The 15,166-nt window shown below is 39.0% G+C and carries 13 protein-coding genes; 7 read left to right on the forward strand and 6 right to left on the reverse strand.

From position 1 onward, the window contains the following. Positions 1-15: 15 nt before the first annotated feature. Positions 16-732, forward strand: a complete 717-nt coding sequence (locus AAFN64_RS03965) for a transferase (RefSeq protein WP_300491982.1) — start codon at positions 16-18, stop codon at positions 730-732. Between the two features lie 9 nt (positions 733-741). Here AAFN64_RS03965 and AAFN64_RS03970 read toward each other — a convergent pair whose 3' ends face one another. Both AAFN64_RS03970 and AAFN64_RS03975 read right to left on the reverse strand, forming a co-directional pair. Then, positions 742-1,233, reverse strand: coding sequence for a DapH/DapD/GlmU-related protein (locus AAFN64_RS03970; RefSeq protein ID WP_347759350.1), 492 nt, complete (start codon positions 1,231-1,233; stop codon positions 742-744). Positions 1,234-1,449: 216 nt separating this feature from the next. After that, a complete protein-coding gene (locus AAFN64_RS03975) occupies positions 1,450-2,604 on the reverse strand; it encodes a glycosyltransferase (RefSeq protein ID WP_347759351.1) in 1,155 nt (384 codons plus the stop codon). A gap of 44 nt (positions 2,605-2,648) precedes the next feature. On the opposite strand from AAFN64_RS03975, the gene AAFN64_RS03980 reads away from it, so the two are divergent. Then, complete coding sequence (locus AAFN64_RS03980; protein ID WP_347759352.1) at positions 2,649-3,494, forward strand: glycosyltransferase; 846 nt, start codon at positions 2,649-2,651, stop codon at positions 3,492-3,494. After that, positions 3,487-3,897: an FdtA/QdtA family cupin domain-containing protein gene (locus AAFN64_RS03985; protein ID WP_347759353.1), complete on the forward strand. Its 411-nt coding sequence runs from the start codon at positions 3,487-3,489 to the stop codon at positions 3,895-3,897. Before AAFN64_RS03980 ends, AAFN64_RS03985 begins: the two co-directional genes overlap by 8 nt. Here AAFN64_RS03985 and AAFN64_RS03990 read toward each other — a convergent pair. From AAFN64_RS03990 to AAFN64_RS04005, 4 genes are all read right to left on the reverse strand, one after another. Further along, positions 3,883-4,806 carry a glycosyltransferase family A protein gene (locus AAFN64_RS03990; protein ID WP_347759354.1) on the reverse strand — a complete coding sequence of 308 codons (924 nt, stop codon included), beginning with the start codon at positions 4,804-4,806 and terminating at the stop codon, positions 3,883-3,885. The genes AAFN64_RS03985 and AAFN64_RS03990 overlap by 15 nt on opposite strands. Positions 4,807-4,812: 6 nt before the next feature. Then, the gene (locus AAFN64_RS03995) at positions 4,813-5,697 is read right to left on the reverse strand and encodes a glycosyltransferase family 2 protein (RefSeq protein ID WP_347759355.1); all 885 of its coding nucleotides are present in this window, start codon (positions 5,695-5,697) and stop codon (positions 4,813-4,815) included. A gap of 64 nt (positions 5,698-5,761) precedes the next feature. Then, on the reverse strand, positions 5,762-7,078 hold the full coding sequence (locus tag AAFN64_RS04000) for a hypothetical protein (RefSeq protein ID WP_347759356.1): 1,317 nt from the start codon (positions 7,076-7,078) through the stop codon (positions 5,762-5,764). Between the two features lie 210 nt (positions 7,079-7,288). Continuing rightward, positions 7,289-7,972: an ATP-binding cassette domain-containing protein gene (locus tag AAFN64_RS04005; protein ID WP_300487202.1), complete on the reverse strand. Its 684-nt coding sequence runs from the start codon at positions 7,970-7,972 to the stop codon at positions 7,289-7,291. A gap of 194 nt (positions 7,973-8,166) precedes the next feature. Between AAFN64_RS04005 and AAFN64_RS04010 the strand changes: the two genes are divergently transcribed. The 4 genes from AAFN64_RS04010 (at position 8,167) to AAFN64_RS04025 (ending at position 15,160) form a co-directional block, all read left to right on the forward strand. After that, positions 8,167-11,181 carry a tetratricopeptide repeat protein gene (locus AAFN64_RS04010; protein WP_347759357.1) on the forward strand — a complete coding sequence of 1,005 codons (3,015 nt, stop codon included), beginning with the start codon at positions 8,167-8,169 and terminating at the stop codon, positions 11,179-11,181. Positions 11,182-11,217: 36 nt separating this feature from the next. Continuing rightward, entirely contained in the window at positions 11,218-12,975 is a 1,758-nt protein-coding gene (locus AAFN64_RS04015) for a TonB-dependent receptor (protein ID WP_347759358.1), read from the forward strand. A 92-nt stretch (positions 12,976-13,067) separates the two neighbouring features. Beyond that, positions 13,068-13,517, forward strand: coding sequence for a hypothetical protein (locus tag AAFN64_RS04020; RefSeq protein WP_347759359.1), 450 nt, complete (start codon positions 13,068-13,070; stop codon positions 13,515-13,517). 11 nt (positions 13,518-13,528) lie between these two features. Beyond that, positions 13,529-15,160: an amidohydrolase gene (locus tag AAFN64_RS04025; RefSeq protein WP_347759360.1), complete on the forward strand. Its 1,632-nt coding sequence runs from the start codon at positions 13,529-13,531 to the stop codon at positions 15,158-15,160. Positions 15,161-15,166: the final 6 nt, after the last annotated feature.

Genomic DNA, 15,166 nt, shown 5'->3' on the forward strand with positions numbered 1-15,166 from the left:
CAATATAAAAGGAAGATGGGTAAGTTGCGCTTTCTTTATTCCGTTAACTGGACCAAAACACTTTATTTCAATTTTAAAAAATTTCCGTTTGATGTAGCGAAAAAACTACCGGTCTTTTTTTACGGAAAAGTACATTTTCATACCATCGAAGGTCAGATAGAGATTAAAGGACCAATTACCAGAGCGATGATTGGCTTTGGACAACGTTTTGAAAAAGCTAAAAAAGAAAAAGGCATTGCAGAGTTCTGGCTGGAAGGGCAATTAGTGTTTAACGGACCGGCGCATATGGGAAAAGATGTCCTGTTTTATATCGGGAAAGAGGCCTATTGCGAATTTGGCTATATGGCTTGTCTCGGATCCGATGTTAAACTGGTTTGTACCGAACGGATTACGCTTGGCGACTGGTCGGGTATAGGCTACGAATCGCAGGTTATCGATACCAATTCTCATCCAATGATCAATACACTAACCGGTGCTTTATATCCAATGACGGGTGCGATTGCCATCGGAACGCACAATGCGGTTTCGAACCGGGTTTCGATTATGGCGTTTACCCGTACACCTGATTTTTGCGTCATCGCTTCCAATTCATTATGTACCAAAGACTACACGGATTTGGGAAGTAATGTACTGATTGGCGGTGTACCGGCCAAATTGATTAAAAACAATTATAGTCGTGACTGGGACAACGAAAAAGAGCTTTTAAAGCAATATAAAATCATCAAACTATAACAGGAAAACTTATAGGTTTTTTTTCTGAAAACGCGCCGGATTACCAAACCAGACTTCGTTTTCGGGAATATCCTTATTGACAAACGACATCGAGCCTAACACACTATTGTCGCCTATGGTTATTCCGTGTTGCAATACACTGTTCGTGCCAATAAAGACATTGGCACCGATAGCCGCGCCACCAATTTGCTGCATATTATTGTCCAGATTGTTGGTCATCATTTTGGGACAGATATACGTATTGTCTCCAATTGTAACGCCACGGGCAATAATACTGTCATAGCGCACCGTTACATTATTACCAATTGTACAATTTCCGGAAGAAGAAACCCGGGAATCGATATAACAGTTCGCACCAATTACGGTACCTTCTCTTAATTCTACATAACTTTTGATAACGGTATTGTCTCCAATAATCACATGGTCTTCAATAATACAAAAATGGCCAATAGTTACATTTTTGCCTATTTGCGCTTTGTCGGAGATGATGTTTGTATTCATGTATGAGGAAGAATTAACGTTCTGTTTTTTTGGAATCTTTAAAAAGCTAATATAAACAATATGATCAGAATTTGAAACAGCTTTTAAAGGATTCTTACTGAACTGATACTGTATTTTTTAGAAGAAAAAAAACGATTTTTTATGGGATTCAGATCTGGAAAACAGGAAAAATAGCAGTTATTACCAACAGAATACTACAGAATAGTGCTTTCCTGGTTAGGATTTGCTTTTAGTCCACGTATCTAAATATCGGTTTGCAATTGTGGTATAATAATGCTCCTTTTCGATAAACTGTCGGGCGCGTTGTCCGATGGCGGTAATTTCCTGCGGATTTTCGATTAGAAAAGACAATTCCGAAACAAGTGCTGCTACATCGGGAATAGCATTAATAGCTACTTTTTCGGACAATTTATAGTGTTCGGTAAACTCCGTTTCGGCACCGGTAAAAACCACTTTTCCCTTAGCCATCGCTTCGAGCGCGTTATAACCCTGATCAAAACCATACACCTGATCCAGTAGGATATGGGCTTTGTTATAGGAGTTGATATAAACAGCATACGGAACATTTTCGGTCACAATAACCTCAATTTGTTCCGGGTATTTTTTTTGAATGATTTCCAATGCGGCTTCAAAATAAGAAATCCCTTTTTTGGTATAACTCAGTCGATTGATACCCAAAAAAATAACAATCTTGTTGGTAATTGCGCTGGAAGTAAAGGGGATTGCATCACTATTAATCGGATTGGGAATAAATGCAACGGTATAGCCCATGGCTTCCATTGGGATTTTATAGTCCAGATCGGAAACAATCAGTGTTTTACAGTTTTTCGAAACCCAATTAAAAAGTTTCCGGTAATTGGGATAGGTATATTTTAATGAATATTCAAATTCCGGTTGTAACGACCGATCTTTTAGATACGGCGTTAAAACGGAGTATTTCAGTTTGTCCTGTAGCAGATAATCGTTTACCGGTGTTTCGTCTCCGCAAATCAATAACGAAGGATTGGCTTTCGGATTTTGATCAAATAACTTTTTATAAAGCTTCCGACTCCAATTCGGATGGGTTTCAAGCGCATCGGAATTGATTAATTGGATATGATCAAAGCCTTTTAATTGGGGGAGAAGCCGGTAAAAACGAATAGCTTTTTCGGTCATTTCCAGATCCAGACCAGTAAAACGGTAAATCGCATTTTTAATTTTTCGGGCTAACCAGTATTGTGTCGTCCATTTCGTACGAATCGAGTAATCAACAGCATAATTTTTAAAGTGATCACCGGAACCCACCAGGACTACCTGATGTCCCAAAGTCATAAGGCCTTCCTTTAATGAATTATGGAGTCGGCTGTATTCCCCTACTAAAAGTATTTTCATTACCGATGCAGAAATTTTTATATTTGTGTAAATATAAAAACAAATTGGAGAACGCATTTAAAAATGATGATTTAGAGATCCTGATTTCGACCATGAATAGAGATTCGCTGGATTTTCTGGATCGTATTTTTACTGCTTCGCCTTTTTATTCGTTTCGGATTCTCATTGTTAACCAGACCACAGCCGCACACCAACTGTATTCGGATTATCCCAATGTAAAGGTGATCAATGTTTTTGAAAAAGGACTTTCCAAAAGCAGGAATATAGCTCTTCATCAGGCAACCGGAAAAATTGTACTGATAGCCGATGATGATGTATGCTATCCGGAAGGATTCCGCGAAATAATTGTGAATGCGTATAACCAAAACCAATCGGTTCCGTTAATTTGTTTTCAGACACTTACGACGGACGGAAAGCCATTTAGTCGTTATCCGAAGCGCCCCGTTTTTTTAGGAAAAAATGATCTGGATAAAGTATTATCGATTGAAGTGACGGCTCAAACGGAAGCACTTCGGGAAAAGAATTGTGTTTATAACGAATGGTTTGGACTCGGCGCCCGATTTCAGGATGCGGAAACGTTATTTTTTCTCCGGAGTGCGTTGTATAAGGGACTGAAAGTTTTATTTTACCCCGAAAATATTGTCATTCACGAAAGCTATTCCTCGAGTGATGACGTGGCTTCCGATCGGTTGATTTATGCAAAAATGGCTGGTTTTTACAAGCGTTTCGAAACCGGAGCCTACTATTACCTTTTAAAATACCTATTTTTTTTAGGTCGGAAAAAATATGTACCATTGTCCGGAATCTATCCAAAATTTAGAATCGGATTACAGGGAATCAGGGATTACAGGGAAATTTTAAAAAAGAAAGAAGACACTTTATATGACTGAAATACTAGCGATAGGAGAATTTATCGATATCCCGAGGATAGCAGATCAGAGAGGGAATTTGGCGGTAGTGGAAAAAGATACGATCCCTTTTGAGATCAAACGAGTTTATTATTTATATGATGTTCCGAGTGGAGCTTACCGCGGAGGTCACGCCCATATTGCTCAAAAAGAATTTCTGATTGCATTGAGTGGTAGTTTTGATGTGTTGCTGGACAATGGCGACAAAAAGGAAAAAGTAACACTGAACCGTCCCAATAAAGGCTTATTGATCAAAGAAGGAATCTGGCGGGAACTGGATAATTTTTCTTCCGGAGCCATATGTCTGGTGGTTTCTTCCGATGTTTATTCAGAAGAAGATTATATTCGGGAATATGCCGATTTTACAGCGTCAAAACGCACTTAAACGGATATTTTTCTTTTCCAGGTAATTTTTAAACCGATGTAGCAGTATTAAAGTCGGAGCCGGAAGTTGTAGTAACAACCGTTGTTTAAAAACTAAATTACTTTGGTCTATGGACTGAACCAGTTGGTTGTAATTTGTCCGGTCACCATAGATTTTACACTTAATGGCTAAGGAAAACCGATTGAGGTCGATTACCTTTTTGGCCGTAGGATTGCTTTTTTCGATTTCGGAAAACTGCTCAAAATCGCAATAACGTTCCCTTTGGAATGCCCGATTGGACAAACTTCCGCTCACAAAAGCATAGCGTGACGTAATACCGTTATACAATCCTATTTTATAACGAAATCCGATACGGATAAAATAGTCCGTATCCTCTCCATTGGAAATCGTTTCATTAAAAAAACCGACGGTTTCTATGACGTTCCGGTGTATGGCGAGAGATGATATAGCCAATATACTTCGGGTGAGACTGGTTTCAAAAAGATCGACTTCCTGTAGCAAATCCGTTGTTAGATTACTATGACTAGCCAGGAAAACTCCGTTGGCCGTTTCAATTTCCTGTAAAGTACTAAAAACACTCAGATGATCAAACGCGATAATGGTATCGTATAACTTTTCGAGATGTTGCGGATACCAGAAATCATCGGCATCGATAAAAGCAAAATAGGAACCGGATGCTTTTTGCATAGCCAGATTCCGTGCGGCAGAAACACCACGGTTTTCAGTTGTAAATAACTGAATCCGTTTATCGGTATAAGACTCTACTATTTCCAGACTGCGATCCGTTGAACCATCATTTATAATAACGACTTCAAAATCAGTAAACGTCTGGTTCAGAATACTGTTTAAAGTGCTTTGAATATGCGCTTCTTTGTTGTATAAAGGGATGATGACGGAAAAAAAAGCCATACGACACTATTTGATCACACAAATATATCCCAATCGATACAAATCCAGGCAAAACAAACTTCTGTTTTTTCCCAGAATCATTTTTCGTAAAACGGGTTCGGACAAATTAAAGAACAGGCCAACAACACTGTCGAGATGCAAACGTCTTAGTCGGTTGTAGTTTTTTAGCAGCGAATTAATATTTTCGATACCGGGTAATTCCGGAAACATATTTTTTCGGAGTTTAACGGCTTCAAGTGATTTTTGAAAAAAGATTTCGTTTTTGTCCAGGCCAAGATGCAGAATCGGATTGTCGATATGCAGTACCGGAATGGCTTTCTGATACAACTGATACGAAAAAAAACTATCCATACCGTAAATGTTTTTTTCGGGGAATTTGATACTTAGAAAAGTATTTTTATCCGTTAGAAAATTACTGGAAAAGATATAATGATACGGTTTTTGATTTCGGGATTCGGCCGTTTGTGATTCGCGCGAATGGCCAAAAGTCCATCGTAACATGGTCGTCTGATTATCATGATGATCGGTATATTGGCATCCGCCAAAAATAACCGGGTTTTGCGAAGCGATGAGTGCAACGTATTTTTGTAAAAAGGTTTCCGAACCGGGTAATACGTCCGAGTCAACAAACAAAAGCCAATCGTATTTTGCTTTTAAAGCCAATGACGTCCGGGTTTGAGTATCGCCCATATTGGCGTCACTTCTAAAATAGGAATAGTTGTCAAATTCGTCACATAAGGCTTTGTTATTCTGTGAAGCCACATTATCAGAAGAACAATCGTCCCAGCAGATGATCTCAAAAGGCAATTGTAATGCATTTCCCTGTTTTATAAGGGAGCGGGTTAAATCGCTTACATCATCGTTATATGTAGGTATCAGTATGGAAAGCATATCGGATTAGTGGTCTTTCAAATAAAATAGAACTTTACAAAGTAACGTTTTTTTTAGTAATGTTTTAATGATTCAACAAACCTTTCCTTTTGAAAAACAGCATAACGGTAATTACCATTAAAAATTCGAACGGATAGCTAAATCTGGAATTATTACCATAGGTAACCATAGCCTGAAGTAAGGCTGTAGTATGGATGATCACACTAAAAAACAGATCCTTAGTGATAGTTTTCCGAATAAAAAAATCATGCAGCTGTATTGGAAATAAAAGAACAAAAACCAGTTTTAGGTACTGTAGTATTGCCGACTGGAGGCACCATAGTCCAATAAAACACTTGTTAAAAAGAGGGAATTTAAAATCAGGGTAATTCCAATAGATACCTGTTTTCCAGAAATCGATCCAGGAAATACAGATCTGATATAAATAATCGATCGGATTGTTACGGATGGCGGTTTTACTAAATTCACTTAACTGAAAAGACAAGTCGGCAAAAGAGAGCCCGGTTGCGGTTCGCAATTCATCATAGGATAACCAGATACTCATGGCTACGTCTTTAGTTTCTTTTTTTGCCATTTCCCGGTTTTTTACATAAATATCCCTGATAATATGGAATGTATCCGGTGTTTTTTCGGCAAAAGAAACACAATTCTGAGCAATGTTATAACCATAAAAAGTAGTGGAAACAAAATACCCGGTATTCATTTTGGTGACATAAGACCAACCGAAAAAACTGATTACAGGAAAAATAAAGATGACCATTCGTTTGTTTAGAATCGTAGGAATGGAAAATTTTTTAAAAAGGGGAAAGACATAAAAAATAAAAGGAAGGAAAAAATAAAAAGGTTTGATCAAGACTAAAAAACCAAACGCCAAGCTAAGAACAAACATTTTTTTAAAGGAATAATTACCATAAAAAAAGCATTTCAGATACAGCGTGATAATAAGTGAGATCATAAAAAGCGTCAGCGATTCGGTAAGTATGGCTGTTTCGTAAAAAATAACATGCAGCCAATTGTTTAAAATTAGCGCGGTAAAAAAAGCGACCACAGTAGTAAATCGCAATAGTAACATACTCTTATAAATCAGAACAGTTGTACAGATACCAAGTGTAAATTGCAATAAAAGGGTTACCGATAAATTATTTCCGGATAGCAATAATAACAACGGATAACCGGGGCTTCGTTGGCCATTGTATCCGGACAAATCAAAGGTGGCGAGTTGATTCCCTAAGGCAATGTAACCTTCAGAATCCGGAAATAGCGTAACATGCCGGTACAGATAGAAGATGACAAGACGAATTAATATACCCGATAATACTAATAAAAGTACCGGTTTGCTTTTAATGCATTTTAAGAAATAGCCCTCATTATTGATAGTCATTTTGCACGGAATTAAAGAGGGGAAGCGATAAAAACGGATTAATGGTTAAACCGCGATCTAAAGTTGGAGTGTTTTTTTATTTTTTGAATACAATTTGAATAAAATGAGATAGTAGTGGCTCGTATTGTCCTGGTTGTTTGCGATTTTATGCAAAAAAAATGCCCTTTTGATAAAAAGGGCACTGATCTTATATTTTGCAATTGTTGGTGTTTATACCGTTCGTTGTACTACTTCAAACAACGTTTTGTCCTCACATTTTAGTGTTTTGGATGGATATTTCATTAACAGCGCATAATCATGCGTAGCCATTAAAATGGTTTTTCCGTTTTGATTGATTTTTTTCAAAACCTCCATAACTTCCACACTGGTTTGCGGATCCAGATTTCCGGTTGGTTCATCGGCTAAGATCAACTCCGGATCGTTTAATAAAGCCCGTGCAATCGCGATACGCTGTTGTTCACCGCCCGAAAGCTGATGCGGCATTTTATTTACAAAATTACGCATGCCCACTTTGTCTAGTACTTCCTCAATCTGTACCTGCATTTCTTCTTTTTCGGCCCATCCGGTTGCTTTTAAAACAAACTCCAGATTGTCGTGAACATTGCGATCCGGAAGCAATTTAAAATCCTGAAAAACAATACCCAGTTTACGTCTCAGATACGGGATTTCCTTTTCTTTAAGCGCCTTTAAATCATAATCGACTATGGTGCCTTCGCCTTCCGTTAGCGGTAAATCGGCATACAATGTCTTCATAAAACTACTTTTTCCGGAACCCGTTTTTCCAATGATATAAATAAAATCACCGTTTTTAACCTCAAGGTTTACATGGGTTAAAACAGCATTATTTTCCTGGTAAATGGTTACATCGGTAAGGGAGAGAATAGTTTGTGACATAAGTCTGTATGTTTTATTTTGGTAAAAATAAGAAGTTAAGGGAGTCCTACAAAATTAAAAACGAAATTTACGACAAATTATTTCCGTAAGAAATTATTTGGTTTGGTTTTTGAGGGAACTCCTGCAATAAACAAAACCGGACAAACGTTAATACCAGTATATTTTGATATATTTGGTTTTTAAAAAAAGGAACAATGCGAAAATTAGATAGGCTATTATTTATTTCCCTAACGCTGGGTGCGATGAACCTCGCGGCACAACAATCGAACATCTATACGCACGATTTAGTGGACTACCAAAAAGCGTTGTCGCTTTACAAAGACAAACAATACCAGGCGGCTCAAATCCTTTTTGATAAGGTGAAAAGCGCCAACAACAGTTCGGAAGTAAAAGCCGATTGTGCCTATTATAGTGCCAATTGTGCGATTCGCCTGGAGCAATCGGGAGCCGATCAGATGATGGAAAATTTTGTCGAAAATTACCCGACCAGTACGAAGCAAAATCAGGCCTATATCGAAGTGGCGCATTATTACTTTGAACAGGGAAACTACGTTCAGGCGCTGAAATGGTTCGATAAAGTCGATGAAAATGCCATGACCTTAAGCGATAAGGAACGCTATAATTTCCAAAAAGGCTATTGTTACTTTACCGCAAAAAATAAAAAAGAAGCCGAAAAATATTTTAATAAAGTCGTTAATTCCAAAGAATACGGCTCGCAGGCCAAATACTATCTGGGTTATATGGCCTATGAAACCGATAACTACAAAGACGCTACGCAGTTTTTTGATCAGGTAGCGGATAAGGACAAATACAAAGAAAAAATGTCCTATTTCCAGGCGGATATGAACTTTAAGCTGGGGAGTTTTCAAAAAGCAATCGACGTGGGAGTTCCGCAATTGTCCAAATCCGATGCCAACGAAAAATCCGAATTGTCCAAAATTATCGGGGAAAGCTATTTTAACCTGAAACAATACGACAAAGCCTTACCGTATTTATTGGAGTACAAAGGCAAAAAAGGCAAATGGAACAACACCGATTTTTACCAGTTGGGTTATGCCTATTATAAAGCCGGCGATTATGAAAATGCAATCGCTCAGTTCAATAAAATTATCAACGGACAGGATGCGGTAGCGCAGAATGCCTATTATCATTTGGCGGAGAGTTACCTGAAAACCGATAAAAAACAACAGGCTTTAAATGCATTCAAAAATGCCTCTGAAATGGATTTTGACGCCAAAATCCAGGAAGATGCCTATCTGAATTATGCCAAACTGAGCTACGAAATCGGAAACCCGTACCAAAGTGTACCGGAAGTTTTGATGGGCTATCTGAACAAATATCCGAACACCGCTTATAAAGCCGAGATTGAATCATTGTTGATCAACTCGTATATCACGTCAAAAAATTACAAAGAAGCCTTGGTATTGCTGGAAAAAAGCAAAACACCGGAAAACAAACTGGCCTATCAAAAAGTTACGTTTTACCGCGGACTGGAATTGTATACCGACGGGAATTATAACGAGGCATTGGCTTTGTTTAAAAAATCGATTGCCGAACAGCGCGATGCGAAGTTTACCACGCGTGCTACGTTCTGGAAAGCCGAAACCGAGTATGTGTTAGGGCAATTCAATGATGCATTGATCAGCTTTAAACAATTTTTGGGTAGCGCGGAAGCGAAAAACACACCCGAATATAAAAATGCCAATTACGACCTGGCGTATACCTATTTTAAACAAAAAGAATACGAACAGGCGGCAAAATATTTTCAGGAGTATATCAATAGTGCAAAAGACGACAAAGTACGTCTTAACGATGCCTACCTGAGAATGGCCGACAGTTATTTCGTGACAACCAAATACTGGCCGGCGATGGAAGCTTATAATAAAGCGATCGAGTTAAAAAGTGTCGACGCGGATTATGCCTACTTCCAAAAGGCGATTTCTTATGGATTTGTATCCCGAAACGATAAAAAAGTAGAGGAGTTAAACGGATTCCTAAAAGCCTATCCGAAATCAAAATATGCGGATGATGCTTTATATGAAATGGGAAATACCTATGTAACGTTAAACAATACCGAAAAAGCCTTACAGGCCTACGACCGACTGATTACGGATTATAAAGACAGTTCGTATGCGGCAAAAGCCATTTTAAGACAAGGGTTGATTTATTATAATGCGGAAAAAGACCAACAGGCATTAACCAAACTGAAAAAAGTGGTAGCCGATTATCCGAGAAGTCAGGAGGCGATGGAAGCGGTTTCGACGGCACGTCTGATTTATGTCGATCTCGGAAAAGTAGACGAATACGCAAGTTGGGTAAGAACCCTGGATTTTGTAGAAGTTACGGATGCCGATCTGGATAAAACAACCTACGAAGCTGCCGAAAAACAATACCTGCAAAATAATTTAAAACCGGCGATTTCCGGATTTACAGGCTACTTGGCAAACTTCCCGAATGGAATTTCGGCTTTAAAAGCCAATTTCTATCTGGCGCAGGCCTATTTTGCCGAAGGTCTTGGAAATAATGCCATTCCGAATTACGAATTCGTGATCGGAAAATCCCGAAATGAATTTACCGAACAGTCATTGGCGCGTTTATCGGAAATTCATCTGAAGAAAAACGATTATGCTAAAGCGATTCCGGTTTTAAAACGATTGGAAACAGAAGCCGATTTCCCGCAAAACGTAACCTTCGCGCAATCCAATCTGATGAAATCGTATTACGAACAGAAAGATTATCCGAATGCGGTGGTTTATGCAGATAAAGTACTGGCAAATACTAAAATTGAAGACCGTATTAAAAGTGATGCACAGATTATTGTAGCGCGTTCGGCTATTAAATCGAACGATGAGGCAAAAGCCAAAACGGCCTACGCAAAACTACTCACCATAGCCAAAGGTGAGCTGGCGGCAGAGGCGTTATACTACGATGCGTACTTTAAAAACAAGGATGGTAAATTTGAAGCATCGAATACCGCCGTTCAGAAACTGGCTAAAGATTATTCCGGATACAAGTATTTCGGAGCCAAAGGTCTGGTGATCATGGCGAAAAACTTTTACGGCTTAAAAGACAGTTTTCAGGCGACCTATATTCTGGAAAGCGTAATCAAAAACTTTAGCACGTATCAGGATGTGGTAGAAGAAGCCAAAAAAGAATTAGACTTTATTAAATCGGAAGAAGCCAAACGCAATTCCTCAATAACCAATTAAAAGGAGCGTACTTTTTCTTACTAATAAATACAGCATATGACAAAGACCATTCAATATAAAATCGCATTCGTACTACTTTTAGCAGGAAGTCAGACACTTTTTGCACAAAAGAAAGACGAAAATCTGGGAACAGAAGTAGTAAACGTAGTAAAACCGTATACGCCAACCATTTCCGATGCTTTTAAAGTAAAAGAAACGCCAACGATAGACGACGAAGACAATACGCAGAAAAAAGAAATACAATACAATATTTTCTCCTTTCCGGTAGCGTCGACTTTCACGCCATCCAAAGGAAAAGCCGCCGGAGTAGACAAAGCCCAAAAGGAAAAATTGTATAACAATTATGCTACCTTGGGATTTGGAAATTATGCCGCGATAAACGGCGAATTGTTTGTAACCAAAAACCTAAGCAATAACGAATATGTAGCCGGAATGTTCCGCCATATGTCGTCACAGGGTGGTATAAAAGACGTGTTATTGGACGATAAATATTATAACACTTCGGTAGACCTGACCTATGGAAGTAAACAACGTGATTTCGACTGGAATGTCGATTTAGGATACCAACATCAATTGTACAATTGGTACGGATTACCAACCGATTACCTGACCTTTGACGATCCGAATATGTTGGCGGCCATCAATCCGCAGCAAACCTATCAAACCTTAAAATTAGGCGGGCGATTGGGAATGAAAGACAGTTATTTTAACGAAGCTACATTGCAATTCAAACGTTTTTGGGATGCGAAAGGAAGCGCTGAAAACCGTTTCTTTATCAAGCCTTCGATCGATTTCGAATTCAAAGACAATAAATTTAAAACCGATTTCGTAGTCGATTATCTGGGTGGAAATTTTGAAAAAGATTACTACAATCTGCCGGATAGCGAAATGAAATACAGTTACCTGAATTTTGGAGTGCAACCGAGTGTTTTATTAAAAGAAGGGGATCTTTCGGTTCAGCTTGGAGCGGGACTTTTTTACAACATGGGGAAATTGAATAACGAAAGTGAAGGGAAATTCTACGTATATCCAAATGTAAAAGCATCCTATAAAGTGGTGGGCGATGTGATGATTGCTTATGCCGGTGCCGAAGGTGGATTAAAACAAAATACCTATGCCGATTTTGTTGGCGAAAACCAGTTTGTAGCACCTAATTTAGTGATCGCACCAACCAGTGAACAATACGATATCTATGTCGGATTAAAAGGAAAACTGGCGAATAACGTAGCCTACAACGTTAGAGGTTCCTACAAAAGTGACGACGATAAAGCGTTCTTTAAAAGCAATATATACGATACGGCCAATACTAATACCGAAGGTTATGTTTACGGAAACTCGTTTGGTGTGGTGTACGACAAGTTAAAAACGATCAGCTTTTTTGGAGAATTAAAAATGGACTTCTCTAAAAATGTAAGCTTCGGAATTAACGGTACGTTTAACAGCTTTACAACCGATCTGGAACAGGCTTGGAATATGCCAACGGTAAAAATTGGTGCCGATTTCGACTTTAACATCACCGAAAAATGGTATGCCGGAACAAATATCTTCTTTGTAGGCGATCGTAAAGATCAGTTTATGTATACCGATGTTTCGTTAACCGAACCGATGTTTAAAACCGTAACTTTAGACAGTTATTTTGATCTGAATGCGCATGTGGGTTACAAACACAACGAACGCCTTACAGCCTATCTGAAAGCCAACAACCTGGCAAGTCAGAACTACCAACGCTGGCTGAATTATCCGGTACAGGGATTCCAGTTCCTGATTGGAGCCAGTTATAAATTCGACTTTTAATTAAAGTGTTCAAATAAAAAGGGAAAGCCTGCAAAGCAACTGTTTTTGCAGGCTTTTATTTTGTTTCTTTGTAAATCATTACAGGAAGAGAAATGACATTTAAGCAAAAAATTGTACAACATCATCTTGTTTTATTACAAGACAAAATTGATGTTTTTAGAGATATGATTTCCGGATTGGCAGAAGATGCGCAAAACGATGCAAAAGGATCGGCTGGCGATAAGCATGAAACGGCGCTGTCGATGATGCATTTGGAACAGGAAAAATTAAGTGCCAAGTTACAGGAAGCACTTCAGATGAAAGCCATATTGGAAAAGATCGATGCCGCAGCAACAACCTCAAAAATTGCCGTAGGAAGCGTGATCAAAACCAATGGGATGTATTTGTTTATGAGTGCGGCTTTACCCAAAATCGCTATCGACGGTGTCAATGTAATCGCACTTTCGCCCCAATCGCCATTGGGAGTAAAGTTAATGGGTGGCGGAATAGGTGAAACCTTCGAAATCAACAGTTCAAAATATACGATCGAAACTATCGATTAGATCTACCAAAAATGAAAGTGAAAAATATACTTCTGGCCGCATGTTGTCTTACTTCGGCCTTGATAAATGCTCAGAAAAAACAGGAAGCCGATTTGATTGTTTCCGATGCGAAAATCTATACGGTTAATAAAACGTTTCAAACCGCGGAAGCCTTAGCGGTTAAAGACGGAAAAATTATCGGGATTGGAAGTAAAGCGGACATGCTGAAAAAGTTTTCCGCTAAAAAAACGCTGATCGCCAAGGGTAAATATATGTATCCCGGATTCTACGATGCGCATGCCCATTTTTACGGACTGGGCATGAATATGCAGGCGGTAAATCTTAGAGGTACCAAGAGTTTTCAGGAAGTGATCGAAAGAATTCAGGCATTCCAAAAAGTCAAAAATCATACGTTTATCGTAGGCCGCGGATGGGATCAGAACGATTGGAAGGACAAAGAATTTCCAACAAAAGAATTATTGGATCAGTACTTTCCAACTATTCCGGTAGTGCTAACCCGTATTGACGGACATGCGATGTTGGTCAATACAAAAGCCCTGGAGCTGGCCGGAATTACAACCAAAACCAAAACATCAGGTGGACAGATTGAAGTCAAAGATGGAAAGTTAACCGGTATTTTGGTTGATAATCCAATGGAATTGGTATCGGCTATTATTCCAAAACCGACGCGTCAGACGCAAATTACGGCCTTACAGGAGGCGCAAAAAGAAATGTTTCACTACGGACTGACGACGATCAACGAAGCCGGTTTGGAGCGCGATGTTATTGATCTTATCGATAGTTTGCAACAGGAAAACAAACTGGATATCAACATCTATGCAATGGTTATGGCGACCCGCGAAAATGTGGATCATTATACGCAATTGGGAATTTATAAAACCGATAAATTAAATGTTCGTTCCTTCAAATTTATGGGTGACGGTGCTTTGGGGTCGCGTGGTGCCTGTTTGCATCAGGTGTATTCCGATAAGCCAAAACAATTCGGAGCCTTGTTGTCGCCAATTCCAACGATTCGGGAAATCGCCAAACAGATCGCCGAATCGGAGTATCAGATGAATTCCCACGCGATAGGCGATTCGACGAATACCGTATTATTGAAAATTTACAAAGAGGTCTTGGATGGAAAACCGGATCGTAGATGGAAGATCGAACACGCTCAGATTATGCGCGAACAAGACTTCGATTACTTTAAGCTGGGAATCATACCATCGGTACAACCTACGCATGCGACATCGGATATGTATTGGGCCGAAGACCGATTGGGTAAAAAAAGACTACAGTATTCGTATGCCTATAAAACCATGTTACAAAAGGCTGGATTAATCGCGTTGGGAACCGACTTTCCGATTGAGGAAGTAAACCCGATGTATACGTTTTATGCAGCTGTAGCACGAAAAGATCTTAAAAATTATCCGGAAAACGGATTCCAGTCGGAAAATGCATTAACCCGTGAGGAAACCCTAAAGGGAATGACCATCTGGGCGGCGTATTCTAATTTTGAAGAAAACGAAAAAGGAAGTTTGGAAGTAGGTAAATGGGCGGATTTTGTTATTTTCGATGCGGATATTATGACGATGGATATCGACGGTGTGCCTTATGTCGTACCGGTAAATACATTTGTAAAAGGGAAACAGGTAAAATAAGAAACC

It is taken from the genome of Flavobacterium sp. CAU 1735 (assembly GCF_039888695.1).
Classification (GTDB): domain Bacteria; phylum Bacteroidota; class Bacteroidia; order Flavobacteriales; family Flavobacteriaceae; genus Flavobacterium.

What these genes read in the sequence shown, in the direction of transcription:
- AAFN64_RS03965 (WP_300491982.1), top strand. Translation starts at nt 16, where the DNA reads ATGGGTAAGTTGCGCTTTCTTTATTCCGTTAACTGGACCAAAACACTT.
- AAFN64_RS03970 (WP_347759350.1), bottom strand. Translation starts at nt 1,233, where the DNA reads ATGAATACAAACATCATCTCCGACAAAGCGCAAATAGGCAAAAATGTA.
- AAFN64_RS03975 (WP_347759351.1), bottom strand. Translation starts at nt 2,604, where the DNA reads ATGAAAATACTTTTAGTAGGGGAATACAGCCGACTCCATAATTCATTA.
- AAFN64_RS03985 (WP_347759353.1), top strand. Translation starts at nt 3,487, where the DNA reads ATGACTGAAATACTAGCGATAGGAGAATTTATCGATATCCCGAGGATA.
- AAFN64_RS03990 (WP_347759354.1), bottom strand. Translation starts at nt 4,806, where the DNA reads ATGGCTTTTTTTTCCGTCATCATCCCTTTATACAACAAAGAAGCGCAT.
- AAFN64_RS03995 (WP_347759355.1), bottom strand. Translation starts at nt 5,697, where the DNA reads ATGCTTTCCATACTGATACCTACATATAACGATGATGTAAGCGATTTA.
- AAFN64_RS04000 (WP_347759356.1), bottom strand. Translation starts at nt 7,078, where the DNA reads ATGACTATCAATAATGAGGGCTATTTCTTAAAATGCATTAAAAGCAAA.
- AAFN64_RS04005 (WP_300487202.1), bottom strand. Translation starts at nt 7,972, where the DNA reads ATGTCACAAACTATTCTCTCCCTTACCGATGTAACCATTTACCAGGAA.
- AAFN64_RS04010 (WP_347759357.1), top strand. Translation starts at nt 8,167, where the DNA reads ATGCGAAAATTAGATAGGCTATTATTTATTTCCCTAACGCTGGGTGCG.
- AAFN64_RS04015 (WP_347759358.1), top strand. Translation starts at nt 11,218, where the DNA reads ATGACAAAGACCATTCAATATAAAATCGCATTCGTACTACTTTTAGCA.
- AAFN64_RS04020 (WP_347759359.1), top strand. Translation starts at nt 13,068, where the DNA reads ATGACATTTAAGCAAAAAATTGTACAACATCATCTTGTTTTATTACAA.
- AAFN64_RS04025 (WP_347759360.1), top strand. Translation starts at nt 13,529, where the DNA reads ATGAAAGTGAAAAATATACTTCTGGCCGCATGTTGTCTTACTTCGGCC.